The sequence below is a fragment of the Acerihabitans sp. TG2 genome (assembly GCF_035013185.1).
In the GTDB taxonomy this organism is placed as follows: Bacteria; Pseudomonadota; Gammaproteobacteria; order Enterobacterales; family Enterobacteriaceae; genus Acerihabitans.
In genome coordinates this window covers 13,868-37,567 of sequence record NZ_JAYGJO010000013.1, presented here as the reverse complement: position 1 = coordinate 37,567, position 23,700 = coordinate 13,868, and the positions used below count along the sequence as shown (strand labels likewise).

The 23,700-nt window shown below is 51.9% G+C and carries 21 protein-coding genes; 13 read left to right on the top strand and 8 right to left on the bottom strand.

What is annotated here, in order from left to right; translation table 11 throughout:
* The first annotated feature begins 203 nt into the window (after window positions 1-203).
* A complete protein-coding gene (locus SJI19_RS13065) occupies window positions 204-890 on the top strand; it encodes a TetR/AcrR family transcriptional regulator (RefSeq protein WP_323478705.1) in 687 nt (228 codons plus the stop codon).
* Window positions 891-1,009: 119 nt separating this feature from the next.
* Here SJI19_RS13065 and SJI19_RS13060 read toward each other — a convergent pair whose 3' ends face one another.
* Window positions 1,010-1,927: a ketopantoate reductase family protein gene (locus SJI19_RS13060; protein WP_323478704.1), complete on the bottom strand. Its 918-nt coding sequence runs from the start codon at window positions 1,925-1,927 to the stop codon at window positions 1,010-1,012.
* Between the two features lie 277 nt (window positions 1,928-2,204).
* On the opposite strand from SJI19_RS13060, the gene SJI19_RS13055 reads away from it, so the two are divergent.
* Both SJI19_RS13055 and SJI19_RS13050 read left to right on the top strand, forming a co-directional pair.
* Window positions 2,205-2,924, top strand: a complete 720-nt coding sequence (locus SJI19_RS13055) for a VUT family protein (RefSeq protein ID WP_323478703.1) — start codon at window positions 2,205-2,207, stop codon at window positions 2,922-2,924.
* Window positions 2,921-3,658 carry a metallophosphoesterase gene (locus SJI19_RS13050; protein ID WP_323478702.1) on the top strand — a complete coding sequence of 246 codons (738 nt, stop codon included), beginning with the start codon at window positions 2,921-2,923 and terminating at the stop codon, window positions 3,656-3,658. The genes SJI19_RS13055 and SJI19_RS13050 overlap by 4 nt, the downstream gene beginning before the upstream one ends.
* A 9-nt stretch (window positions 3,659-3,667) precedes the next feature.
* Here SJI19_RS13050 and SJI19_RS13045 read toward each other — a convergent pair whose 3' ends face one another.
* Both SJI19_RS13045 and SJI19_RS13040 read right to left on the bottom strand, forming a co-directional pair.
* Window positions 3,668-4,183 carry a hypothetical protein gene (locus tag SJI19_RS13045; protein ID WP_323478701.1) on the bottom strand — a complete coding sequence of 172 codons (516 nt, stop codon included), beginning with the start codon at window positions 4,181-4,183 and terminating at the stop codon, window positions 3,668-3,670.
* A 24-nt stretch (window positions 4,184-4,207) separates the two neighbouring features.
* Window positions 4,208-4,861: a helix-turn-helix domain-containing protein gene (locus tag SJI19_RS13040; protein WP_323478700.1), complete on the bottom strand. Its 654-nt coding sequence runs from the start codon at window positions 4,859-4,861 to the stop codon at window positions 4,208-4,210.
* Between the two features lie 359 nt (window positions 4,862-5,220).
* On the opposite strand from SJI19_RS13040, the gene SJI19_RS13035 reads away from it, so the two are divergent.
* Window positions 5,221-5,970: a hypothetical protein gene (locus SJI19_RS13035; protein ID WP_323478699.1), complete on the top strand. Its 750-nt coding sequence runs from the start codon at window positions 5,221-5,223 to the stop codon at window positions 5,968-5,970.
* Between the two features lie 104 nt (window positions 5,971-6,074).
* Here the strand turns inward: SJI19_RS13035 and SJI19_RS13030 are convergent, their stop codons facing one another.
* The 3 genes from SJI19_RS13030 to lsrR all read right to left on the bottom strand — a co-directional run bounded on the left by SJI19_RS13030 (window position 6,075) and on the right by lsrR (window position 10,026).
* Window positions 6,075-6,989: an EamA family transporter gene (locus SJI19_RS13030; RefSeq protein WP_323478698.1), complete on the bottom strand. Its 915-nt coding sequence runs from the start codon at window positions 6,987-6,989 to the stop codon at window positions 6,075-6,077.
* Window positions 6,990-7,304: 315 nt separating this feature from the next.
* Window positions 7,305-8,912 (bottom strand): autoinducer-2 kinase, encoded by a 1,608-nt coding sequence (lsrK, locus tag SJI19_RS13025; protein WP_323478697.1) that lies wholly within the window; start codon window positions 8,910-8,912, stop codon window positions 7,305-7,307.
* A gap of 154 nt (window positions 8,913-9,066) precedes the next feature.
* Entirely contained in the window at window positions 9,067-10,026 is a 960-nt protein-coding gene (gene lsrR, locus SJI19_RS13020; protein WP_323478696.1) for a transcriptional regulator LsrR, read from the bottom strand.
* 223 nt (window positions 10,027-10,249) lie between these two features.
* Here lsrR and lsrA point away from each other — a divergent pair, with 223 nt between their 5' ends.
* The 6 genes from lsrA to lsrG are packed head-to-tail and all read left to right on the top strand — an operon-like array spanning window position 10,250 to window position 16,126.
* Window positions 10,250-11,812 (top strand): autoinducer 2 ABC transporter ATP-binding protein LsrA, encoded by a 1,563-nt coding sequence (gene lsrA, locus SJI19_RS13015; protein WP_323478780.1) that lies wholly within the window; start codon window positions 10,250-10,252, stop codon window positions 11,810-11,812.
* On the top strand, window positions 11,805-12,869 hold the full coding sequence (gene lsrC, locus SJI19_RS13010) for an autoinducer 2 ABC transporter permease LsrC (RefSeq protein ID WP_323478695.1): 1,065 nt from the start codon (window positions 11,805-11,807) through the stop codon (window positions 12,867-12,869). Before lsrA ends, lsrC begins: the two co-directional genes overlap by 8 nt.
* Window positions 12,869-13,867, top strand: coding sequence for an autoinducer 2 ABC transporter permease LsrD (gene lsrD / locus SJI19_RS13005; RefSeq protein ID WP_323478694.1), 999 nt, complete (start codon window positions 12,869-12,871; stop codon window positions 13,865-13,867). Before lsrC ends, lsrD begins: the two co-directional genes overlap by 1 nt.
* Window positions 13,868-13,895: 28 nt before the next feature.
* The gene (gene lsrB, locus SJI19_RS13000; RefSeq protein WP_323478693.1) at window positions 13,896-14,918 is read left to right on the top strand and encodes an autoinducer 2 ABC transporter substrate-binding protein LsrB; all 1,023 of its coding nucleotides are present in this window, start codon (window positions 13,896-13,898) and stop codon (window positions 14,916-14,918) included.
* 24 nt (window positions 14,919-14,942) lie between these two features.
* Window positions 14,943-15,833: a 3-hydroxy-5-phosphonooxypentane-2,4-dione thiolase gene (gene lsrF / locus SJI19_RS12995; RefSeq protein ID WP_323478692.1), complete on the top strand. Its 891-nt coding sequence runs from the start codon at window positions 14,943-14,945 to the stop codon at window positions 15,831-15,833.
* Window positions 15,833-16,126: a (4S)-4-hydroxy-5-phosphonooxypentane-2,3-dione isomerase gene (gene lsrG / locus SJI19_RS12990; protein ID WP_323478691.1), complete on the top strand. Its 294-nt coding sequence runs from the start codon at window positions 15,833-15,835 to the stop codon at window positions 16,124-16,126. The genes lsrF and lsrG overlap by 1 nt, the downstream gene beginning before the upstream one ends.
* A 70-nt stretch (window positions 16,127-16,196) precedes the next feature.
* Here lsrG and SJI19_RS12985 read toward each other — a convergent pair whose 3' ends face one another.
* Entirely contained in the window at window positions 16,197-18,026 is a 1,830-nt protein-coding gene (locus tag SJI19_RS12985) for a glycoside hydrolase family 15 protein (protein ID WP_323478690.1), read from the bottom strand.
* Window positions 18,027-18,603: 577 nt separating this feature from the next.
* Between SJI19_RS12985 and SJI19_RS12980 the strand changes: the two genes are divergently transcribed.
* The 3 genes from SJI19_RS12980 to astE all read left to right on the top strand — a co-directional run bounded on the left by SJI19_RS12980 (window position 18,604) and on the right by astE (window position 22,542).
* A complete protein-coding gene (locus SJI19_RS12980; protein WP_323478689.1) occupies window positions 18,604-19,917 on the top strand; it encodes a cytosine permease in 1,314 nt (437 codons plus the stop codon).
* Window positions 19,918-20,075: 158 nt separating this feature from the next.
* The gene (gene astD, locus SJI19_RS12975; protein ID WP_323478688.1) at window positions 20,076-21,557 is read left to right on the top strand and encodes a succinylglutamate-semialdehyde dehydrogenase; all 1,482 of its coding nucleotides are present in this window, start codon (window positions 20,076-20,078) and stop codon (window positions 21,555-21,557) included.
* Entirely contained in the window at window positions 21,550-22,542 is a 993-nt protein-coding gene (gene astE / locus SJI19_RS12970) for a succinylglutamate desuccinylase (RefSeq protein ID WP_323478687.1), read from the top strand. The genes astD and astE overlap by 8 nt, the downstream gene beginning before the upstream one ends.
* Here astE and SJI19_RS12965 read toward each other — a convergent pair.
* Window positions 22,539-23,360 carry an AraC family transcriptional regulator gene (locus SJI19_RS12965; RefSeq protein ID WP_323478686.1) on the bottom strand — a complete coding sequence of 274 codons (822 nt, stop codon included), beginning with the start codon at window positions 23,358-23,360 and terminating at the stop codon, window positions 22,539-22,541. The genes astE and SJI19_RS12965 overlap by 4 nt on opposite strands.
* Window positions 23,361-23,700: the final 340 nt, after the last annotated feature.

Below are 23,700 nucleotides of genomic sequence, written 5' to 3'. Positions count from 1 at the left end.
TGTGGCGGTTAGAAACAATGAATAGAGCCCAATGCATCTGCTGCTTGGACGATAACGGCGGTGTGACCTTCAATTAAGGTTACCTGATGTGACATTGAGCACAATAAAACAGCACTGTGCCCTCGACAGTACGGGCCGAATTTTTTATAATGCCCATTAATTATTATATTCCACCTTCGCTGTTCGGGTTAAAAGAGGATGTCATGAGCATTGACCCCATCGCATGTCTGAAGAAAGGCCGTGGCCGACCAAAGCAGTTTTGCCGCGACATTGCCCTGGACAAGGCGCTGGAAATGTTCTGGCGCCATGGCTATGAAGCCACTTCCATGGCCGATCTGGTGGACGCAACGGGCGCAAAGGCGCCGACGCTGTATGCCGAGTTCGGAAATAAGGAAGGGCTGTTTCGCGCGGCGGTGGAGCGTTATGTCAGTAAGTTCGCGGAAAAAGGTAAGGCATTGCTCAGGCGTCCTGGCAGCACCGTTGCTGAAGCGGTAGAAGATTTTATGCGCGCGGCGGCGGCGATGTTCACGGATAAGAGTCTGCCATCAGGCTGTTTTATTATCTGTACTTCCGCGGCGTTATCCGCATCCTCGGATGATGTGGCTGAGTTGCTGCGCACTCGTCACCATTTGCAGGAAAACACGCTGCGCGAATTTTTATCAGACCGCCAGGCCACCGGTGAACTGCCACGCCATACCGATATTGCCGCCTTGGCCAAATATCTGGCCTGCACGTTGCAAGGTATGTCGGTACAGGCCCGCGACGGTGCGACCCATGAGGATTTGGACTCCATTGTTTCCTCTTTGATGGCAGTATGGCCGGAACTGATGCGTTCAGAAACCGATTTGCGGATGGCGGCCACCGATACCACCACCACTGTGGGCGTCTGAACAACAACGCCAGGCAGTGTCCTTCCATGGCTAAACACGTCAACGTGATGGTTTAGCCGTTGTTTTATCCTGCGATGATGATCAATGATAACGGTCCGAGGCAGATCAATCCTGACTGATCATGTCCTGCTGGCTTGATAGACCGCCAGGTGGGTATAGGCTGCGTTTAACAGCGGGCTGCCCAGTCCTACTCGATGTCCGATGGTCACCAAATCCCCCAGCACTTGCTCTGCCTCCACCGGATAGCCTTGCATCAAGTCCCGGTACATGGAGGATGTTTGTACCGAGTCTGTGCGGGTCAATAGGGCGGTGGTCTGTGCGATATACTGTTCATTGCGACGATAACCGGCGGAGGTGATAATCGCCAGCACTTCGTTAATCACCCCGTGGGCAAATTGTCCGCCGCCCACCGTCGAGGCCACCTGGCCGATATTGCCGCGCATCAGGCAGGTAATGGCGCCCAGGCTTGCCAGCAGTAGCCACTTTTCCCACATATCGTTGATAATTGACGTGGATAAAAAGGTGTCAAAACCCGCGCCGCTAAGCTGCTGATCCAGCGTCTGGATCCGTTGAGTGGTCGAACCGTCCAGTTCACCGTAGTACAGCTCATGAAGTGGGCTCATGCGTACCACATGGCCCTGCGAATTGAGGGTGGCGGCGATTTTGCACATACCGCCGATGACTGCCGATTTACCATAGCGAGTGGTCAGAATATCGAGATGCTTCATGCCGTTTAGCATCGGCATAATAAGGGTGTCCTGACCCATGGCCGGGGTGATGTCCAACAGCGCCGACTCCAGCGCAAACGCTTTGACGGTCAGGATAATAACGTCATAAGGCTGCTTGATGTCTTCGGCCAGCGTTAACTGGGGGCGCAGGCTGAATTCACCCTCCGGGGTCATTAGTCTTAAACCTTCTTTACGCAACGTTTCCGCGCGGGCGCCGCGCACCAAAAAGGTCACATCTCGGCCGGCCAAGGCCAGTCGGCCACCAAAATAGCCGCCGGTGGCACCTGCGCCAACCACTAAAATACGCATACCGCACTCCTTTATTGTTATCGAAAAGCTAAAATGTACCACCACTAAAATAGTTGCATGTGTAAGCTGTCGTCAAGGATGACGTTCACTGGCTATATAAATAAGTATTATTGACGCAACGATAATTCCATTAATAAATTCGTAATATATATGTAGTTAATGCACTAAATATACTTTTTAGCTTTAGTTAAGTTATAAATTAAAGCGGCGTTGATAAACGTGATGTCTTTTGTTATTTTGGCAATGACAGGTTTTTGTTATTGACTCCGGAGTGTATATGAATACAGACTATAAGCTGTACGGCCTATTTGTTGGCCTAATGGTCACGATTATGATTGTGTGTGATACGGTCGTATACAAAGTTATAAATATATATGACTTTAAAATTACTGCGAGTGGTATTATTTTTTCATTATGTTATCTACTTTCAACTATTTCTACCGAAGTTTACGGCTATAAGTTGGGCGGTCGAACGGTATGGATTATGGTGTTTAGTCAGACAGTATATGTTTTATTAATAAATTTATGCGCAATCATACAAAAAGACTCTAATCTAATATCGGAACACTACTATCACTTATTCCATAATTTCTGGCAGGTTATGGTTGGAACCTGGATCTCAGTGCCTGCATCTTATTTTTGTAATAGTTTATTGATTTCAAAATTAAAGATTTATTTTGGCGGCAGGTTTTTTATTATCCGTTACACATTATCGGCGATGATTGCACAAGCGGTGCTACTGCTGACATCCTACCCTATTAGTTTGTCTTCAAAATATAGTTTCCATGAATTGGTTAATATTATCGCAACCACCTGGTCATACAAGGTGGTGATGTCTATTTTATTGCTTCCTGTCGGTATCTATTTAGTTGGGGTAATAAAGAAAATAGAAAAAACCGATTATTATGACTGGGGTATTTCATATAACCCACTGTCGGTATTTCGGGAGACTAAAGATAATATCAATCACAATAATTTTGAAAAGGAAAAGAAATGAAAATATTACAATTGACCGACTGTCATATTTTTTCAACCCCCGACATGACGTTACATGGACATCCTACACATCGTCACCTGGAAAAAACGATTAACTATATACTTGAACACAAAAAGTTAGGTTGTGAAGCCGTTTTGGTTACCGGGGATATATCCCAAGACGGTTCGTTGGCGTCTTACCAATTGGCGTTACAACAAATCGAACGTTTGCAATTGCCCGTGTTTTATATTGCTGGCAATCATGACGATCCGGATCATCTTGCTTTTATATTCAACAGTTCCCCAGTGGTTAACGACATCAATCACCTATGTCTGGATAATTGGCGTTTTGTGGCGATAAACACAATACAGCCGGGTAAAGACACCGGTTGGTTAGCCGCGCAGGAGTTGGGCCGACTAGAACAACAGCTTTTAACCTATCGAAGCAAAAATATTGCGTTGATCATGCATCATCATCCCCTGCCAGTGGGCATACCTTTAGTGGATGATTACCGATTATTGAATGGCGCCGACATCATGGAGTTATGTCATGCTCATAGTCATATCAAAAGCCTGATTTGCGGGCATGCCCATACTGATTATACGGAAAGGCAAAATCAATGTCTGATAACCGTTGGTCCGGCGACCTGCTTCCAATGGCAGCCAGGAACCCAAGCGATACAAACCATAGCAAAAAGTGGATTTAACCTGCTGGATTTTTCTGAGGACATAACGGCGAACGCGGTCTTTATTTAATGTTTATTTTTAGCGGATTGTGACAATATTTCCACTTTTATAGTCTACAGGTGCCTGAATGTCGTTAATATTAGAAATCGTTTTAATGCTTAACGACATTTTCCTCCCTTGATGAAAACCCGTAGCATAACCTATTTTACACAGATCGTTAGGGTTTATATTTTGGAACATATCAATGTTTTTACAAATATATTCCCCTGAATAAATATTCTCATCCTGCATGTTTTTTATTTTAAATTTATTATTCCTTATTTCTTCTATAATATGATAAGTTTCATAACTTTTTTTAATCGATAGCTCATTTAAATGAATGTGTAAAAGATTTTTTGGATTAATGACACGTAACAAATTTGAATTATTCTTAATGTCAAGGAACGTCAAATGAACAAAGTCATAACTGCCATATTGCTTGAAGATATAGGTGGTTTTGTTAGGCTCGGGTGCATGAACAGTTTCGCTAAGTGTGAGTTGATATTTTGGGTTAAAAATAGATATTAACCAAACTTTTAATAAACGTAATCTCATATTAATCCTCAGCGGGTCATGTGGTTAAACATAATTTTTTATTGCTTTTAGTAAGATGCCGAGAATGTTGGCATTTTTATAGCTAGAGGGTTTTACATCGTGCTCTAAGGTAATAGTGGTAAATAAAAAATTATCATCTTCAATATATAATCGTCTAAAACATGGCGTGAAATCATTTATTTTAATCAAAACAATATCACCATCACAGGGTTCTTCTTCCATGGAAATAATACAAATGGTGCCGGATGAAAAATGTGGATAAAGAGCGTTGTTATGAATAAGTATAGCGATAACCGAGTGATTTTCAGTCGCATCAATTTCAGTGCTATACATAGCATGGTTTTTTAACGAGTTATCAAGAAACCTGTCTATCTCTCCCAGTTTGATTAATGGCATGGTCTGCGCGCGATTGGGTCTGACCTGCTGACGATCTAAATCGGTTTCCGTTAACTCGCTCAGGCTAACATCAAAAAAATGCGCTAGGCTGACAATGGTTGCAAGGGTGGGATTTCCGCTGCCTCTGCGTAAACTATTTATTGTCGCCACGCCCAATCCAGTTATGTTACTTAAAAAAGCACTATCAATGTCTTTTTTAATCATTAGGTGAGACAAGTTTTTTCCTAGGGTATTTAGGGTTTCATTGTCATTCTGTTGTGTTTTAGAATTTGAATTCTGCATTATATTGTCCTTGAGATTTTTTATTATCTCCAAAGATCTTATATCATCGGTTAGAATGAAAAAAGATTTTTTATCATCAAAAAGGCGGTTTTTACATGCTAAACTTCACAGCAAACATTATTGTGTTATCCATTATTATGATGAAGTTATAATAATTAAATATGAAAAGTACCTCAATTCACATGCTCATCTCTTTTTATGTTCGTGAGTATTTTAGATTCCTTATTATTTTAATGAAAGAAATTAATTTTTTTATTATTTCCAAGATAAAATATTGTGTCATTTTATTGTATATCAATGTGGGCCTATCATTTTGCCGATGAGCCCTTTAATTATAGTTATCTCAAAAGGAAATACGATTGTCTAACTTTTTTGAATTACTGATGGCAAAAAATATCGGTTTTACCCGCACCGCCGGTGGGTTGACGTTGATCAGTGAAGATCTTGACCTACGTGGCTGTGCTATTGAGTGTCTGCCAAACTTTTTGATTGTCGTTGGATCATTGATTCTTAACCAATGCCCCTTGGCACGGTTGCCCAATGACATGATGATTTATCACAATCTAGATATAAAGAATACCTTGATAAAAACCTTGCCAAGCAATCTTAAGGTCGGCGGAGCGTTATTAATGGAAAATACGCCGCTAGAATCGCTACCTGAGGCGTTTTATACCGAGTCGACCTTAGACCTTGAAAACACCGCGTTAAGCGTGTTGCCGGAGAATCTGCATGTGGGTGGTTATCTGAATATCCGCAACACCTCAATTCGAGAATTGCCTAAAAACTGGTATCTGGGTGGCCCACTGTTGTTAGATGTGGAAAATATTCGCAGTTCCCTTGCCTGGCGTCGGGTTAATCTTGATGAATTGTACAAAGAAAAAAATAACTTTATCGATTTTTTTGAAAGGTGCGGTTCAGTTAAACCAACAAAAAATCATCAAGATAGCCATGATATCTTTGCGGTTTGGGTATCGGGTCAAATTCAGGTATCCGTCGGGCATTTTTTTGGCTGCCCTCAGTGGTTCGTGCGGCATTGCTATCACAAAAAATTGAATCGTCTGGTGAGTGAATGTGTGCAAGAACTAAAGAATAAGCTCACCGCCGATTGAGGGGAAAAGGGTGTTGAGTTGGATAACCCCCAATCCATTAAGTTGATTAATATAATATTTAATTTTTTTAAATTTAATAGACAGGCACCACCCAGTCCAGTGATTTAGACCGGTGGGCAGCGGGCCGTTTTACGTCTCATTAGCCGACCACCAAACACATTAATGATCAACCCTAGCATAATCACGGCAACACCAATGAGTTGTGACCCGTTGAGCTGTTCACCCAAAATCAGCGCGGCGCTGGTTAACCCTACCACCGGGACCAACAGTGCAAAAGGGGTGACGCGCCAGGTTTCATAACGTGACAACAGTGTACCCCACAGGCCATAACCTATAATGGTGGAAATAAAGGCCAGGTAAATCAGGGATAACACCGTGGGTACCTTGATATTTACCAGACTGCTAACCATAACCGCCTGGCCTTCAAATATCCACGAGCACAACAAGAACGGCAATACCGGGATTAACGCGCTCCAGACCACTAGCGACAAGATCGGGGTTTTGGGTGCGGTGGTCATAATGACTTTATTGGTGATATTGCCAAACGCCCAGCACAAGCCGGCGGTCAGCGTCAATAACAGCCCAACCGGTGGCATCGCCGACAGCCGATTGGTCATGCCGCCTTCAGCCAATACCACCATGCCGGCAGCGGCGATAAGTGTGCCCAGGATCTGGATGATTTTGATTTTTTCCGCTAAAAACACGGTACCCAAAATGATGGTGAAAAATACCTGCGACTGCAACACCAGTGAGGCAATGCCGGTGGGCATGCCCAGATTGATGGCGCAAAACAGAAAAGCAAACTGTAGGAAGCTGATAGTTAAGGCATAGAGCGCTAACCACTTCAACGGGATTTTAGGCGCGGGAATAAAAAATACCGCCGGAATAGCCACCAACAAGAAACGCAGACCACCCAGTAAAAAGGGCGGCATGCCGTGCAAGCCCAATTTGATTATCACAAAATTAACGCCCCAAATCACCACTACCAGCAGCGCTAATAACGTATCTTTTACGGCCATTGCCCATTCCTTGTTTTTACCGGCATCATGGATACCCGAAAGTGGATCCCCCTCAGCTAATGATTAAAAATACCTGCTTAATGAATTATTTTAAACATACAGTTCTGATTAAAATCAGCAGTACAGCTTGGTGTGATAGACGGCCATTCAGTGTTGGACAACTCGACGTGCTCTGCACCATCGGCTAACGCCTCGCGCCCACCGCAGTGAGGGATATCAGCGTCAGGCGAATGGCTGGTGTTTTCCGCTAACGCCACGCGCCCACGGCAGTATGATAACCGGGTGTTTTTTCACCGCAGCCGGGTCAGTCTGGGGCTACAATCCCGGCGCTTTCCACATTGAGGTGGTCAATCCGAGGTCCACCAAGGCCAGTTGATCGGCATACACCGCCTGCCAATGGGTTTTCATCGTCTGGTAATGCTGGTGATTTTCCATATTAGGCTGGTACTCGCGTTGCCAGCGCACCAGTTGTTCGCCGGTTTGTGCCAACGAGGGATAAATACCGGCGCCGACACCGGCTGCAATGGCGCAGCCCAAGGCGGTAGCCTCCTTGACCACCGGTACCTTGACCACCAATCCGGTGACATCACTGAGAATCTGGCACCATAACGTGCCTTTGGAGCCCCCGCCGGCGAACACCAGTGACGGGGTTTTTACCCCAGAGAAGCGGGCAATTTGCTCCAGGTTGCAGGCCGACACGATGGCTGCGTTTTCTTCCAGTGCGCGAAACAGCGTTTGTTTGTTGCAGCGTTCGGGATCGATAGAGAGGTTGATAAACGAGGGGGCGGCGTGGTACCAGGTTTTAAAGTGCATGGCGTCGGAAAAAATCGGCATCACGCCATAGGAGCCCACCGGTACCCTGGCGGCCATGCCTTCCAGCAGACTGTAGGTATCTACCCCCATACGCTCAGCGATCAGTTTCTCTTCTGCGCAAAACGCATCGCGAAACCAGCGCATGGTCAGTCCGGTAAAAAAGCTGATGGACTCGGCTTGGGACATGCCGGGGATCACATGGGGATTGACGCGGATATTCATTTGCGGATCGGTCAGCGGCGCGGGCAGGTTGACCACTTGCTGCCAAAACGTGCCGCCTAGCACGGCGGTTTGACCGGGCCGCACCACTCCCAGTCCAAGGCTGCCGAGCTGCACGTCACCGCCGCCCATCACCACCGGCGTGCCGGCGGGTAGGCCGCAGGCATGGGCGGCGTCGCGGGTGACAGCACCGAGCAACGTGCCGGTTTCCCGCACCGGCGATAAGATATCGGCCCGCAGGCCGGCAATGTCCAGTAAACTGCGCTGCCAGTCGCGATTGGCCAGGCTAAGCATGCCGGTGGTTCCGGCATTGGATGGATCGACTGCCAACTCGCCGCTTAGCATATAAGCCAGCCAGTCGCTGATCATGGTGAGTGTTGCCGCACGGCGATAGATCTCGGGCCTATGGTGGGCCAGCCACAGGAGACGCGGCATGGCGCCTAGCGCCAGCGTTTGCCCCGACACCTCATACACTTCACGCTCGAAGCCATAGTCATGCAATTCTTTCAGCTCGCTGACTTCCCGGCTGGCGCGGGCGTCCACGTTGGCGCAGGCCCAAATGGGTTTGCCATGGCGGTCGTAAAGCACGATGCCTTCGCGCATTGAGCAGGCGGACACCGCGCGGATCGCCTGAGGTGGCAGGTTGGCCTGTTGCAGCGCCTGGCGGATGCAGTCGCAGGCCAGATGCCAGTTGTGTTCCAGATCGAAGTCCATCGAGCCGGCGATGGTCGGATCGGCCAAATGACGCCATTCCGCCTGACCGACGGCGACCTGATTGCCGGCGGTATCAAAAATCACTGCGCGGATGCTGCCGGTGCCGGCATCCAGCGCCAGCAGATAATCTTCCCCTTTAACGGGTGTATTGGACGTAGGATTACACAGTGAGGTCATGGCGTTATCTCTGTGTCATGGGCGCCGGGGCGCCGTTTGGGATCGGGGTAATCACCGGTAAGCCATTTTTGTTGTCATGCCGATACCCGGTCCGGGACGATGGCAATCGATTTTTACCGCCGCACCATCACCGGTGTTTCCGTGCGGCTTAACGTCATGCCAGCATGGCGCGAACCGTGCTTTCCTCGGTGATCAACGCATTAATATGTTTACCCGTGAGGGCGGCCAGGATCGCCTCGGCTTTTTCTGCACCGCCGGCGACGCCGATCACCTGCGGGATGCTAGCCAGATCATGCAGCGAAACACCGATCAACTCCTGGTGAATCGGCATTTCTTCGGCCAATTCACCGTTACGCTGCATAAAGTAGCCGAGGATATCGCCCACCGCGCCTTTGCGGCCAAACATCAACTGCTCACCTTCGCTGATATAACCGGAGCGCATAATAGTGGCATCCCGTCGCTGGCTGAGCGATCCGATGCCGACCACCGCGATATCCGCCGCGCGGGCGGTCAGTAGTACATCCTGCACGCTACGTTCCTGGCGGAAAATATCCGCTACGCTCGCCGATGAAGCCCGCAGCGGCGTCGGGATAATACTGATACTACAGGCGGCGTCCAACTGACCGATACCGGTCATATAAGGACCCACACCGCCAGACAGGGTGACCAGCCGGATTTGCTGTGAGCTAATAAAACCGCTCAAATGCTGAAGCGTACTCATGGCGGTTTCACCAAATCCCACCGCCAACAACTGCTGCGGCTGTAGGTGTTTCATGATTTCATGGGCCGCGCCGATGCCGATGCGCTGGTTGATTTCCCGTTGTGGCAGCTCAGGCAATACCCGGACATGCTTAAGTGAAAAACGTTCCAGCAGTTCATGTTCCAGCGCCAGACAGCCTTCGTAGCGCGAGTTTATCTGCACCCGAATGACCCCCGACTGCCGGCCCTTTTCTAACAGACGCGACACTTTCAGACGGGTCAGTCCGAGATGATCGCCAATTTCTCCCTGGGTCATACCGTCGTGGTAATAGAACCAGGCTATCCGCGCTAAGAGTTCCTGTTCGGCCATGCTGCTGTCCGTTAGGTTGGAATTATCAAAATTATTTTTATTCATATAGAACACTTATTAAAATTTAAATCAATTGTTCACTCAAAAACAACGACAAATTGTGACGAGCCTGGCAAAAGCCGCATTGTTATGCCGCATTGTGCTAGATGGGAAAGAGATATGAATGAAATGTGATCAATCTTGCGGTTTTATTATAACGTCCCCTCTAGGCTAATGAACAGTTATGAATATAAAATTCATTTGTTCACATCTGGCCGAGGGCAGCATGATGGTACAACCCCTGACATCCACCACGCCATTACTGCGTGCGCACAACGTCAGCAAGCAGTATTCCGGGGTGGCGGTATTAAAAAATATCGATTTTATCCTGATGCCGGGGCAAGTCCATGCGCTGCTTGGTGGTAACGGTGCCGGCAAGTCGACGTTAATGAAAATCATCGCCGGGGTGGTTACTCCTGATAGCGGCACCCTTAACGTGTTGGGGCAAAACTGCGAGCGTCTGACGCCGGCCAGAGCGCATCAGCTCGGCATCTATCTGGTGCCGCAGGAGCCGATGCTGTTCCCCAATATGACGGTAAAGGAAAATATCCTATTCCGGTTACCGCACCACCAAGCTGATGGCAAAAAGTTGCAGGTTCTGCTTGAGGGCTTGGGTTGTAAGCTGTCTTTGCCGGTGGCAGCCGGCACACTGGAGGTGGCGGACCAGCAGTTAGTGGAAATTTTGCGTGGATTGATGCGCGATGCACGCATCCTGATCCTCGACGAACCTACCGCGTCCCTGACCCCAGCAGAAACCCAGCGCCTGTTCCAGCAGGTGCGCGGATTAAAACAGCAGGGAGTGGGGATTGTATTTATCTCCCATAAATTACCCGAAGTGCACGCCCTGGCGGACTGGGTCAGTGTGATGCGCGACGGCGCCATAACGCTGAGTGGGCCAGGCGGCCAATTCGACAGCGACGCATTGATCCAGGCCATTGCTCCAGTGGCCCATGACGCCAGCCTGCCCGCCGCGCAAAAAATGTGGCTGGATTTACCGGGACAACGTAATACCGCCGCTGCCAGCGTACCGGTGCTGGATGTTGATTGCCTGAGCGGCGAGGGGTTTAAAGACGTGTCGTTTAGCGTGCGTGCCGGAGAGATCGTCGGCCTGGCCGGCGTGGTCGGCGCCGGTCGCACCGAACTGGCGGAAAGCCTGTATGGCCTGCGCCCACTCAGTGGTGGCCAATTGTGCCTTGAAGGTCGTGATATCGGCCAGTTGACCCTAGGCGAACGGCTGGCTGCCGGACTGGTCTATTTGCCGGAGGATCGCCAGGCGTCAGGGTTATATCTCGACGCGCCGCTGTATTGGAATACCGGCGCCCTGGCCGCCAGCCGCACCCAATGGTGGCTTCACCCGCGTAAAGAGCGGGCGATTCTTGAACGCTACCATCGCGCGTTGGGCATTAAATATACCCGAGCCGATCAGCCGGCGCGCACGCTCTCCGGCGGCAACCAGCAAAAATTGCTGATCGCCAAATGTCTGGAGGCGCAGCCCCGGCTGCTGATTGTTGACGAACCGACGCGTGGTGTCGATGTGTCGGCGCGGGCTGATATTTACCAATTGTTGCGCAGTGTGGTACGGCAAAACGTGGCGTTACTGTTGATCTCCTCTGATCCAGAGGAGATCGCCTTGTTAGCCGATCGGGTGTTGGTGATGCACCAGGGCCGGATGAGTGCGCCGATGGAACGGGGGGCGGTGAGTGTGGAACAGATGATGTCCATGGCCTTTGGTTCGTCATCGAGCATGGACACGACCACGGAATTGACGTCGGAGGGTGCCAGTGATGCGTAAACTTTTGCAAAACAACCGTGAACTGACGGCTTTAATGGCCATCCTGGCACTGTTTGTACTGCTGGGTACATTGGATCGCAGTTATATCAGTCTGCAGACGCTGACGATGATTTTCAGCAGCGCGCAAATCTTGATGCTGTTGGCCATGGGCGCGGCATTGGTGATGTTGACGCGCAATATTGACGTGTCGGTGGGATCGACCGCCGGCCTGTGCGCGGTGGCGTTGGGATTGTTGCTCAACGCCGGCTGGGGATTGACCGCCGCCATCCTGGCAACCTTGTTGGTGGGCGGGCTGGCAGGTCTGTTTAACGGGGTGCTGGTAGCCTGGCTGCGGATCCCGGCCATTGTCGCCACGCTTGGCACCCTGGGCCTGTACCGAGGATTGATGCTGTTGTTAACCGGCGGCAGATGGATTGAAGGATTGCCCTCGGGACTGAAAAGCCTATCCAGTCCGATTTGGCTGGGCATTTCCCCTATCGGTTGGTCAGTGATGGTGCTATTGGCCGGTCTGTTTTGGTTATGCGGGCGTACCGCCTATGGCCGGGGGTTTTACGCGGTGGGGGATAATCTGCAGGGCGCACGCCAGTTGGGTGTGCCGGTGGATACGCTGCGTATCGCCGCGTTCGGCATTAACGGCCTGATGGCAGCGCTGGCCGGCATCACCTTCGCTTCGCAGATTGGTTTTGTGCCCAATCAAACGGGCAGCGGACTGGAAATGAAAGCGATCGCCGCGTGCGTTTTGGGCGGGATCAGCCTGTTAGGGGGAACGGGTACGGTGGTTGGGGCCATTCTTGGTGCCTATTTTCTGACGCAAATCGACAGTGTACTGGTACTGCTGCGGTTACCGGCCTGGTGGAACGATTTTATCGCCGGGCTGGTGTTATTGGGGGTGCTGATCTTCGATGGTCGGCTGCGTCGGGCGCTGGATCTCAGTCGGCGCCGGCAAAAATATGCCCGTTTTCTGCCTGAACCAACGGCGGTTAACAGCAAAAAAAAACCGACTGGCGGCGCACACGTAAACGTTCACGACGCGGATAAAAAAGGCGGGGTGGCCTGATGAAGATCACCGCATTGGGTTGGGAAGGGGCACTGGTTTTGCTGCTGGTGATGGAAATCCTGCTGTTCGGGGTCATTAACCCACGCATGCTGGATATCAATATGCTGCTGTTCAGCACCAGTGATTTTATCGCCATTGGCATTGTTGCTCTGCCGCTGACCATGGTGATTGTGAGCGGCGGCATTGATATCTCTTTTGCCTCGACGGTCGGGCTGTGTGCCATTGCCCTGGGGGTATTGTTCCAAAATGGCGTGCCCATGGCGGGCGCCATCCCATTAACCTTACTGTTGGGTTTGGCCTGTGGGTTATTGAATGCAGGGTTGATTTTGTATACCGGCGTCAATCCCCTGGTGATCACCCTGGGCACGCTCTATCTGTTTGGCGGCAGTGCCCTGTTGTTATCGGGGTTGGCGGGGGCCACCGGTTTTGAAGGCATTGGTGGTTTCCCCACCGTGTTTAGCGATTTTGCCAACCTTGCTCTGGGCGGGGTGCCGATGCCGTTGCTGGTATTTTTATTTACCCTGCTGGGTTTTTGGTTGCTGATGCACCGCACCCGGCTTGGTCGCAACGTGTTTATGATTGGCCAAAATGCGCGAGTGGCACGTTATAGCGCGGTGCCACTGGGGCGCACCCTGTGCGCGGTATATGGGCTGACCGGGCTGGCATCAGCGGTGGCATCGGTGCTGCTGGTGTCTTATTTCGGCTCGGCGCGTTCCGATCTTGGCAGTTCGTTGCTGATGCCGGCCATTACGGCGGTGGTGCTGGGCGGTGCCAATATCTACGGTGGTTCCGGCTCGATCCTCGGCACCGCGCTGGCAACATTGCTGGTGGGTTTTTTGCAGCAGGGTCTGCAAATGGCTGGGGTTGGCAACCAAATCAGCAGCGCTCTCTCCGGCGCATTGCTGATCCTGGTGGTGGTTGGCCGCTCGGCCAGCCTGCATTGGGATCTCATCACCCGCGTTCTGGCCCGCTGGGCACACCCGCGGGCTCCTCTGTAACCTATTACAGCACTATGGAGTAAACACCATGGAACATACAATTTGGCGTAACGCGGTATTGGCGGGCGCGCTGTGTCTGGCGGCGGGTATCACGTCCGTCCAGGCGGCCGAGCGCATTGCCTTTATCCCCAAGCTGGTGGGAGTGGGATTTTTCACCAGTGGGGGCAACGGTGCCCTGGCCGCAGGCAAAGAGCTGGGCATCGACGTGACCTATGACGGCCCGACCGAACCCAGCGTCGCGGGGCAGGTCCAGTTAATCAACAATTTTGTCAATCAGGGCTATAACGCGATTATTGTGTCGGCGGTATCGCCGGATGGGCTGTGCCCGGCGCTTAAGCGCGCGATGCAACGTGGTGTAAAAGTCCTGACCTGGGATTCCGATACCAAACCGGAGTGCCGTAGCCTGTATATCGACCAGGGCACGCCGAAACAGCTCGGGTCACTGCTGGTGGATATGGCGGCCAAGCAGAACCTCAAGGATCAGGCCAAAGTGGCGTTTTTCTACTCCAGCCCTACCGTAACCGACCAAAACCAATGGGTTAAAGAAGCCAAGGCGAAAATCGCCGCCGATCATCCCGGTTGGCAGGTTGTCACCACGCAGTTTGGTTATAACGATGCCACTAAATCACTGCAAACCGCCGAAGGTATCTTAAAGGCCTATCCGGATCTGGATGCCATTATCGCCCCGGACGCCAATGCCCTGCCGGCTGCCGCCCAAGCTGCGGAAAATCTCGGCCGTCACAACGTGGCTATCGTGGGGTTCAGTACCCCCAATGTGATGCGTCCTTATGTTGAGCGCGGCACGGTGAAAACCTTCGGCCTGTGGGACGTGGTTCAGCAGGGAAAAATCGCGGTGTATGTGGCCCATGAAATGCTGCAAAAAGGCGCGCTCAATGTGGGCGACACGTTGACCATTGCGCAGGTGGGTCAGGTCACTGTCTCCCCGAATAGCGTGCAGGGTTATCAATATGAAGCGAAGAATAACGGTATTGTCTTGCTGCCACAGCGCGTGCAGTTCACTAAAGACAATATTGATAAGTATGACTTTTAATTCCCACTGGGTGGAGGCGTAGTGATGGCTGATTTGGATGATATTAAGGACGGCAAAGATTTCGGCATTGGCGTAGCGCAGCAAAACACCGCGTTTTACCTCAAGGGGAGCGGTGCGCTGGACTGGGGAATGCAGTCGCGTTTGGCGCGGATATTCAATCCCGCATCCGGACGTACGGTGATGTTGGCCTTCGACCATGGGTATTTCCAGGGACCGACCACCGGTCTTGAACGAATTGACCTGCATATTGCACCGTTGTTTGCACACACCGATGTGCTGATGTGTACGCGTGGCATACTGCGCAGTGTGGTATCCCCGGCGGTGAACAAACCCGTGGTGCTGCGTGCATCCGGTGCCAACTCCATCCTCGGCGAGTTGTCGAACGAAGTGGTGGCGGTCTCTATCGAGGATGCGCTGCGCCTCAATGTGGCGGCCATGGCGGCGCAGGTTTATATTGGCAGTGAGTATGAGCATCAATCTATCAAGAATATCATTCAATTGGTGGATCAAGGCACCCGCTATGGTATGCCCACCATGGCGGTAACCGGCGTCGGTAAGGATATGGCGCGCGACCAGCGTTATTTCTCGCTGGCCACGCGTATCGCCGCCGAGATTGGCGCGCAGATGATAAAAACCTACTATACGGATACCGGATTTGAGCGGGTAGCGGCTGGGTGCCCGGTGCCTATTGTTATCGCCGGCGGCAAAAAATTGCCTGAGCGCGATGCGTTGGAAATGTGTTACCGCGCGATTGACCAGGGCGCTTCTGGTGTGGATATGGGGCGTAATATATTCCAATCTGTCGCGCCGGTGGCGATGCTAAAAGCCGTGCAGGCCGTGGTGCATCATGGCGAAAACGCTGAGCGTGCTTATGAACTGTTCCGTAATGAACAATCTGCTTCAAGGGGAAACTGATGCATGTCACTTTAGTGGAAATTAACGTCAAAGCCGATCGGGTGGATGAGTTCCTGGCGGTATTTCGCCAAAATCATTTGGGTTCGGTACAAGAGCCGGGCAATCTGCGCTTTGACGTGTTAAGGGATGAGCAGTTGCCGAATCGGTTTTACATCTACGAGGCCTATCGGGATGAGCAGGCCGTGGCGGCGCATAAAAAAACCGCCCATTATCTGCGCTGTGTTGAGCAGTTGGATCCCTTGATGACCGGCCCACGTAAAAAAATCACCTTTATTGGGCTGTTGCCCGAATAAGCCGATTGGCCAGCGGCCGGGCATCTCCGGCGCTGGCTATTTTGGTACGGCGGCGAAGGGTAAATCCCACCTAGGGCTGCCACTGGGGGGTATCGCGGCTGAGTTTGCGATCGAGAAAAAACGCGGCGCTGATTAACGCCAAATGAGTCAATCCTTGGGGAATATTGCCCAGGGGATACCCTCGCGCGTCGAATTCCTCGGCGTATAGGCCGAGCGGGTTGGCGTAGCTGAGTAATTTTTCAAACTCGAACTGTGCCTCTTCCAGTCGATCGGCGCGGGCCAAACACTCAACATACCAAAATGAGCAGGCGGCAAAGGCCCCTTCCTGTCCGCGCAACGGGTCGGCGGGGGTGTCATGCGCTTGGTAACGGCGCACCAAACCGTCCTTAATCAGCGTATTTTTTATCGCGTCCAACGTGGCCAGCCAGTCAGGATCGGTAGCGCTAACGAACCGGAACAGCGGCATGAGCAGCATGGATGCGTCCAGATTGGTGCCATGGCGGGTGGCGGTGAAATGGCCGAGATCCTGGTTCCAAAAATGCGTCCAGATATCGTCGCGGATAGCCGCACGCGCCTGATTCCAGCGTTCGTAGGGCATGGATAACGACCGTTTGGTGCCTAGGCGGAGTGCGCGGTCGATGGCCACCCAACACATCAATCTGGAATGTAAATAATGCTGCGGTTCGCCGCGCATTTCCCAAATTCCCGCATCTGCCTGTTCCCAGATGTCGCAGACATGGTCAATCATGCGTACCACGTGCTGCCAGCCGCGGTGGGAAATGGATTCGCCATATTTGTTGCCCAAATAAATGGCATCCATCAGTTCGCCATAAATATCCAACTGTAACTGCCGGTATGCCTCATTACCGATACGTACCGGCTTGGAGCCGGCATAGCCGGAAAGATGGGGCAGATTGATTTCCGGCAGGTCGGTGCTGCTGTCCAGACGGTACATCACCTGTAGCTTACCCGGTTGAAAACAGCTGTTTTCCATGCAGCGGCCTACCCACTGACCAAAGGCGCTCGCCTCTTCGGTATATCCCAGGCGCATTAAGGCATAGACGCTGAACGAGGCATCGCGGATCCAGGATGCGCGATAATCCCAGTTACGCTCCCCGCCTATATGTTCCGGCAGGCCGAAGGTGGCGGCAGCGGCGATAGACCCATCGCGTCTCGAGGTTAATAACTTAAGCGCCAGCGCTGATCGGTTGACCCTTTCCCGCCAGCGTCCCCGGTAAGTGCTTTTGGCACACCAGCGCTGCCAATAGGCCAACGTGGTGGTATACCTGGCCTGGTTGTCGGCGACATTGACCTGTTTATCCAGGGCACCGCCAAAGACAAATTCGGCACTTTCACCGGTTTTTAGCACAAAATGCGCCTGTGCGCCGGCGCCTTTGGTATGCAGTGCGACGCTTGCCGCCAGGCGCAGGGTGGGCTGGCCTGGCGCGGTGAAATCCACCACTCCCTGGTGTAGACTCGCGCAGGGGGCGGCACGGGCATAATCCTGCACCGGTGCGCAGCGCAGTGTAAATCTGGCTTCACCCTGCCGGACCACCAGACGGCGGACGATCCGCGGGGTCCCATCCTCGGCGGGGTCAATCGGCATAAAGTCAGTGAGTTCCACCAGGCCATTGTCGTCCAACCAACGGGTCTGCAGGATATTGCTGTCCGGCAGATACAACTGCTGGCGTCTGGCGTTTGGCCAGTCAGGGTAGAGGTGAAAGGCCCCCGCGTCATCATTGTCCAGCAGGGCGCTGAACACCGAAGGGCTGTCGAGGTTCGGCCAGCATAAAAAGTCGATGGTGCCATCGAAGGCGATGAGAGCACAGGTACGTAAGTCGCCAATAATGCCATGTTCGCCGATACGGCGCAGCGGCTCATGATTTGGTCGGTCAGCCATGAAAGTGGACTCCAAAACGGGTGCATATGCCGTTGATGCGTTGGTCGGTTAGCTCATTATAGTCAACCTCACCGACTTAGCGGGCAGATCCTGGTTGGGTGTTAGACGTGTTGAGCAGATTAACGGTGAAAATCTATAGAGTATCAATAAAAAATATAAAAATTATTTTTATGATAAAAATGGTGCAATGAATAAATAGCGGTTTAATGGCTTGTTGGGTGAGTTTATTCGATCAAATATGGGTATTTTTTTTAATTTTTTGCGTTAGAATGTTATATTCCCAATGCCGGAAAATAAGACAGAGTAGACATATATTAATTGAAAGTTGTAATAATAGAATAATATAGCTTAACCACTACATTGATTTTGAATGTTAATGAATGCAATTGATATTAAAAGCTGATGTACAACAAAAAACAGAATAGAATAACTCTCGCTATCCTGATGTGGTTATATTGCTTGTTAATTAACTTAACTAATATCGATTTTTAATCGCTCTATTTATTTAGAACCCTTTATCTAAAGGACCTGCTGGCAACGGCAGTAAAACGTATTGACTATTTATAAGGATATTGGAATGGAAAAGACAGGAAATGATTACTCGTGTTCTCGTGTGCCACCGGGAGAACGCTGTGGGCTGTTTACCGTCGCGATTATTCGCATTGGCGCCACCACCGCGCTAGGGCAATTTTTAATTGGTGCGATGCTGGGCCATTCTCTCACCTTTTACCAAGCACTGCTGGCGACGCTGCTTGGGAGCCTGATCCTGGAATTCGTCTCCTTTGGCCTGGGTGTGGCGGCCTCGCGCGAAGGTTTATCCACTAGCCTGTTGGCTCGCTGGTGCGGATTTGGCCAGATGGGATCGGTACTGATTGGCGTATTGATTGCCGTCAGTTTGCTCGGGTGGTTCGGGGTACAAAATGCAATGCTTGCCAAAGGCCTCGACTTTGCTTTTGAAGGTAAGTTGGGATTTGCCTGGGCAGCGGTGTTGAGTGGTATGACTATCACGCTGTTGGTCTCGTTTGGCTTTCGTGCCCTGGGCTGGATCGCGTTTTTGGCGGTGCCGCTGTTTTTCCTAGTGGTAGGGTGGATTGCTCTGGATCTGGTATGGGAATATAACCCCATTGAATTGATATTCTCCGTGCCCAGTGGTGAGCCTATGAGCATCGGTTTCGCGGCTACTGTCGTCGCGGGCGGGTGTATTGTCGGCGCGGTGTCTGCTGCGGATATGGGGCGATATTGCCAAAACGGTAAGCATGTCTTTTGGATGATTACCTCATCGATATTGGTGGGTGAATTCGTGGTCAACATTGTGGCGATTTTGATTGCGCATGCGTTGGACACCTCGGATGTGCTGACCGCCATGACCCATACCGCCGGCTGGGTTGGACTGTTGGCATTGGTGTTATCCGCGATTAAGGTCAATGATCTGAATTTGTACTCCTCCTCGCTGGCCATCGTTAACGCAGTGCAAGGCATTAGCGGGCGCCAGTATGGGTACAAAACCATCACCCTCGTGTTGGGTATCTGCGGTACGGGCCTGTCGGTTCTGGGTATTCTGGACGGGATCCAGCATTTTTTGATCCTGTTGGGTGTGGTGTTCCCACCCATTGCCGGGGTGATGCTGTGTGATTATTATATCCTGCGAACCAGCCGGGCGATCCTTGATCATTCTCGTGCACACAATACGCTCCCTCCCTCCACGTCTACGCCGGCGATTGGTTGGAACGCCATTGTCGCCTGTCTGGTGGGTACGGCGGTGGGAGTGAGTGTGGATTGTGGCATTGCATCACTGAACTCATTATTAACCGCGGTGATGGTTTATGGTGTGTTAGGTCTCGCCAAGCTGCAGTTAGCCAAGGTGCAGTCGGTTAAAAAACAATGTGATTGACCTTCAATAATGCCGAGGACAACAGCGCGCTGATGTCGACTGAATGGGGTGACCTGCAGACGGGGGCTGTGTTAAGGCGGATATATTGATATATTCGCAGGAGGCCCGATGCTGGAAACCTTACGGGCCTTAACCCCTTTTGCCTCGGAGGCATCGGCATGACGCATTTCATCAACGGCCATTGGCAGCGTGGCCAAGGTGAGCTTTTCACCAAGCTCTGCCCGGTCACTGGCACGCTGTTATGGCAAGGTTTTGAGGCTGACGCGCAGCAGGTGGCACAGGCCTGCCAGGCCGCCCGCGCCGCATTTCCTGCTTGGGCAAGGCGCCCGTTGGCTGAGCGTCTGCAACTGTTGCAGGCGTTCGCCAGTTTGCTCGAACGCGACAAACTGAACCTGGCGAGCACGATTGCCAAGGAAACCAGCAAACCGCTGTGGGAAAGCCAAACCGAAGTACAGGCCATGATAAATAAGGTGGCGATTTCCCATAGCGCGTATCAGGTTCGTACCAGCGAGAGTTGTGTACCCCTGGCTGATGGCCATGCCAGTTTACGTCACCGACCGCATGGTGTGTTGGCGGTATTCGGCCCCTACAATTTTCCCGGTCATTTACCCAACGGCCATATTGTTCCGGCGCTGCTGGCGGGCAATACCGTAGTATTTAAACCCAGCGAACTCACGCCGATGACCGCTGAGCTGACCCTGCGGTTATGGCAGGAAGCCGGGCTGCCGGCGGGGGTGATCAATCTGGTACAGGGCGGCCGGTCAACCGGCATGGCGTTAGCCTCCTCAGACGAAACCGATGGTCTGTTGTTTACCGGCAGCGCCCATACCGGCTACCAACTCCATCGGCAATTGGCCGGACGGCCGGAAAAAATGTTGGCGCTGGAAATGGGCGGCAATAACGCCCTGATCGTTGAACACGCGGATGATGTTGACGCGGCGGTGCATGTGATTATTCATTCAGCGTTTATCTCCGCCGGTCAGCGCTGCACCTGCGCCCGTCGCCTGTTGGTCAAACGCGGGGCGGCGGGTGATGCGCTATTGCGTCGTTTGGTTGTCGTCAGCGCCGGGTTACGCATTGGCGCCTGGGATAGTCAGCCACCGCCATTCATGGGGGGGGTGATAAGCGTGCAGGCAGCCGATAATCTGCTGGCAGCGCAGCAGCAGTTAGTGGCCAGCGGTGGCAGGGCCCTGTTGCCCATGACCCGTATCCGGGATGGTGCGAGCCTGCTGACCCCGGGTATTATCGATATCACCGACGTGGCGAATGCGCCGGATGAAGAGTATTTCGGGCCGTTGTTGAGTGTTGTCCGTTATGACGATTTCACCCAAGCCGTGCATATCGCCAACCGTACCCGTTTCGGGTTGGCCATTGGCCTGATTTCCCCTCATCGAGTCCATTTTGAACAGCTGTTGCTTGAAGCCCGCGCCGGGATTGTCAACTGGAACAAACCCTTGACCGGGGCGGCCAGTAGTGCGCCTTTCGGCGGGATCGGTGCTTCCGGCAACCATCGACCCAGTGCCTACTACGCCGCTGATTATTGCGCCTGGCCCATGGCGTCGCTGGAAACTGAGCATCTGGTCCTGCCGGATAGCCTGGCGCCAGGTATAACCTTTCCCGCAGACGTCGATCATGAGTAACCGCGAATTTCTGCACCACACGCTGGCCGGTACCCTGCCTGCGCAGCGCCAGGGTGAAGCTGCGGGAGTCGCCTGGCGCTGGCTTGACCAGGGAGTGATGGAATTAAGCCCGTCCGGGGCGGCGACGGCGACGGTGGTCCTGTCGGCGGGCGTGCATGGTAATGAAACCGCACCGGTGGAACTGCTCGCCGATTTGTTGGATGAACTCTTGTCGGGCCGGCTGAGGCTGGCGGTACGCCTGCTGGTGATCTTGGGCAATCCGGCGGCGCTGTGCGCTGGCCAGCGTTATGTGGTTAATGATATGAACCGGATGTTTGGCCAGGAGGGGACGGCAGGTTTCACTCCAAGCGGGGAAACCGTCCGCAGCCAGGTATTGCGCCAACATCTGTTACGCTTTTTTGCCGTTGACAATGGGTTGCCACGCTGGCATCTGGATTTACATACCGCCATTCGCGGTTCCCTGCATCCGCGGTTTGCCCTGCTACCCTTCCAGGTGCAGGGTTATGCACCGTTACTGTTGTCATGGCTTGAGGCGGCAGCGCTGGATGCGCTAGTCACTCATCGCACGCTGGGCGCTACCTTTACCCATTTCAGCAGCGAAAGCGTCGGTGCGCTCAGCGCGACTCTGGAACTGGGCAAGGCGCTGCCGTTTGGTGCTAACGATCTCCATCAGTTTCACGCCATTCGCCGGGCGCTGGCGGCGCTGGTCAGTGGGGCACCGCTGCCGGAACGTGACGGCCCGCCGCTCAGGCGCTATCAGGTTAGCCAGCAAATCACCCGACACTCACCAGCATTTGCCCTGTTGATACCGGAAGATACCCTGAATTTCACCGCATTTGCGCGGGGAGAACTGCTGGCCAGGGAGCCTGGTCGGGAGTATCGGGTGGAGCAAGCACAAGAGTGGATCTTATTCCCCAACCCTGCGGTGGCATTAGGATTACGCGCTGGACTGATGCTGGTGGAATCGCCAGGAGAGGCCGGTTAAATATCAGAATTAATATGCTCCTTGCAGTAACGCTTTTTATACTCCAAAGGCGTGAAACCGGTCAGGCGACGAAACAGCCGGCGAAAATAGCCGACATCCTCGAACCCGCAGCGCTGGGCCACCTCGGCAATGGAACCGCTGTCCGCTACCAGCAATTTCTCAGCGTTGCCGATACGACGGCGGTGGATAGCTTCGGTAATGGTCATGCGAAAAGTGAGTTTAAATACCCGGCCAAGATAGTCTGCATTGCAATGGAGTCGGGCAGCCAGAAGCGAGGCGGTGAGTGGCAGGTGAAAGCCGGTACCTATCAGCCGTTGGGCCTTCCAGGCCAGCGCCATTCCCGGTTCCGCCGGCTCGTTGCTGCCGGTCCAGCCATCCGCGACCTGTTGCAGCAATAATAGCAGGATTAATTCCAAGGCGGCGGAAGGTGAATGATTTTCCTGTTCGCTAAGGAATAAACGAAATAGAGTAAGAAACCGCTGTGGATCGCGAATTTTCCCATATTGAGGTATGGATAAATGTAATGGATTTTTAGCGGATATCGAGGTTGGAATAATAGTGAAATGTAGCCAGTAAAATTTTAAATCTGGTGGAAAATCGCCAATACCTCGATGTTTTTTTCCCGGCAATAAGACCAGAACTTCTCCAGGTTTAACTGCAAAATCATCATCCTCTTCACATAACGCTAATATCCCCCGCTCAACATATATCAGCTCCCAGGATGGTAAGACGCGCGTGGGATGATGACCCAGGCCGCGAGAAATAAATAAGCCGCCGTTTTCGATTCGTATGTTGTAATTTGCTAATATATCTATCATTTTTAAGTGTTTTCAGAAAAATAGTGATTCACTCTAGCAGCGCTACACGGGATATCAAGGTGGTGGGATTAGAGAGTTGATCTGCTTCACACTTTCTCCTATAAGTCGGAATCATCCCTTTTTTCTACATTTCCCACCTCTTGTTGGCCATGATTAACTATGCGAAGTTTTATGGGTCCGAATACATGTCCCAAGGGGATTTTTAGCATTAACGTTCGGATCGTCTTTTTTATCGATATTCCCATATACCCAATAGATTTCGAGCTGTGGGCAGGCAGTAAGTGTGTGAACTCCAATAAACCGACTGAAGTAAGTGGTGCGGATAAACGTGCGTAGCCAA

Excerpts from the sequence above, each read along its gene's own strand:
- SJI19_RS13065 (WP_323478705.1), top strand. The coding sequence starts at position 204 with ATGAGCATTGACCCCATCGCATGTCTGAAGAAAGGCCGTGGCCGACCA.
- SJI19_RS13060 (WP_323478704.1), bottom strand. The coding sequence starts at position 1,927 with ATGCGTATTTTAGTGGTTGGCGCAGGTGCCACCGGCGGCTATTTTGGT.
- SJI19_RS13055 (WP_323478703.1), top strand. The coding sequence starts at position 2,205 with ATGAATACAGACTATAAGCTGTACGGCCTATTTGTTGGCCTAATGGTC.
- SJI19_RS13050 (WP_323478702.1), top strand. The coding sequence starts at position 2,921 with ATGAAAATATTACAATTGACCGACTGTCATATTTTTTCAACCCCCGAC.
- SJI19_RS13045 (WP_323478701.1), bottom strand. The coding sequence starts at position 4,183 with ATGAGATTACGTTTATTAAAAGTTTGGTTAATATCTATTTTTAACCCA.
- SJI19_RS13040 (WP_323478700.1), bottom strand. The coding sequence starts at position 4,861 with ATGCAGAATTCAAATTCTAAAACACAACAGAATGACAATGAAACCCTA.
- SJI19_RS13030 (WP_323478698.1), bottom strand. The coding sequence starts at position 6,989 with ATGGCCGTAAAAGATACGTTATTAGCGCTGCTGGTAGTGGTGATTTGG.
- lsrK (WP_323478697.1), bottom strand. The coding sequence starts at position 8,912 with ATGACCTCACTGTGTAATCCTACGTCCAATACACCCGTTAAAGGGGAA.
- lsrR (WP_323478696.1), bottom strand. The coding sequence starts at position 10,026 with ATGAATAAAAATAATTTTGATAATTCCAACCTAACGGACAGCAGCATG.
- lsrA (WP_323478780.1), top strand. The coding sequence starts at position 10,250 with ATGGTACAACCCCTGACATCCACCACGCCATTACTGCGTGCGCACAAC.
- lsrC (WP_323478695.1), top strand. The coding sequence starts at position 11,805 with ATGCGTAAACTTTTGCAAAACAACCGTGAACTGACGGCTTTAATGGCC.
- lsrD (WP_323478694.1), top strand. The coding sequence starts at position 12,869 with ATGAAGATCACCGCATTGGGTTGGGAAGGGGCACTGGTTTTGCTGCTG.
- lsrB (WP_323478693.1), top strand. The coding sequence starts at position 13,896 with ATGGAACATACAATTTGGCGTAACGCGGTATTGGCGGGCGCGCTGTGT.
- lsrF (WP_323478692.1), top strand. The coding sequence starts at position 14,943 with ATGGCTGATTTGGATGATATTAAGGACGGCAAAGATTTCGGCATTGGC.
- lsrG (WP_323478691.1), top strand. The coding sequence starts at position 15,833 with ATGCATGTCACTTTAGTGGAAATTAACGTCAAAGCCGATCGGGTGGAT.
- SJI19_RS12985 (WP_323478690.1), bottom strand. The coding sequence starts at position 18,026 with ATGGCTGACCGACCAAATCATGAGCCGCTGCGCCGTATCGGCGAACAT.
- SJI19_RS12980 (WP_323478689.1), top strand. The coding sequence starts at position 18,604 with ATGGAAAAGACAGGAAATGATTACTCGTGTTCTCGTGTGCCACCGGGA.
- astD (WP_323478688.1), top strand. The coding sequence starts at position 20,076 with ATGACGCATTTCATCAACGGCCATTGGCAGCGTGGCCAAGGTGAGCTT.
- astE (WP_323478687.1), top strand. The coding sequence starts at position 21,550 with ATGAGTAACCGCGAATTTCTGCACCACACGCTGGCCGGTACCCTGCCT.
- SJI19_RS12965 (WP_323478686.1), bottom strand. The coding sequence starts at position 23,360 with ATGATAGATATATTAGCAAATTACAACATACGAATCGAAAACGGCGGC.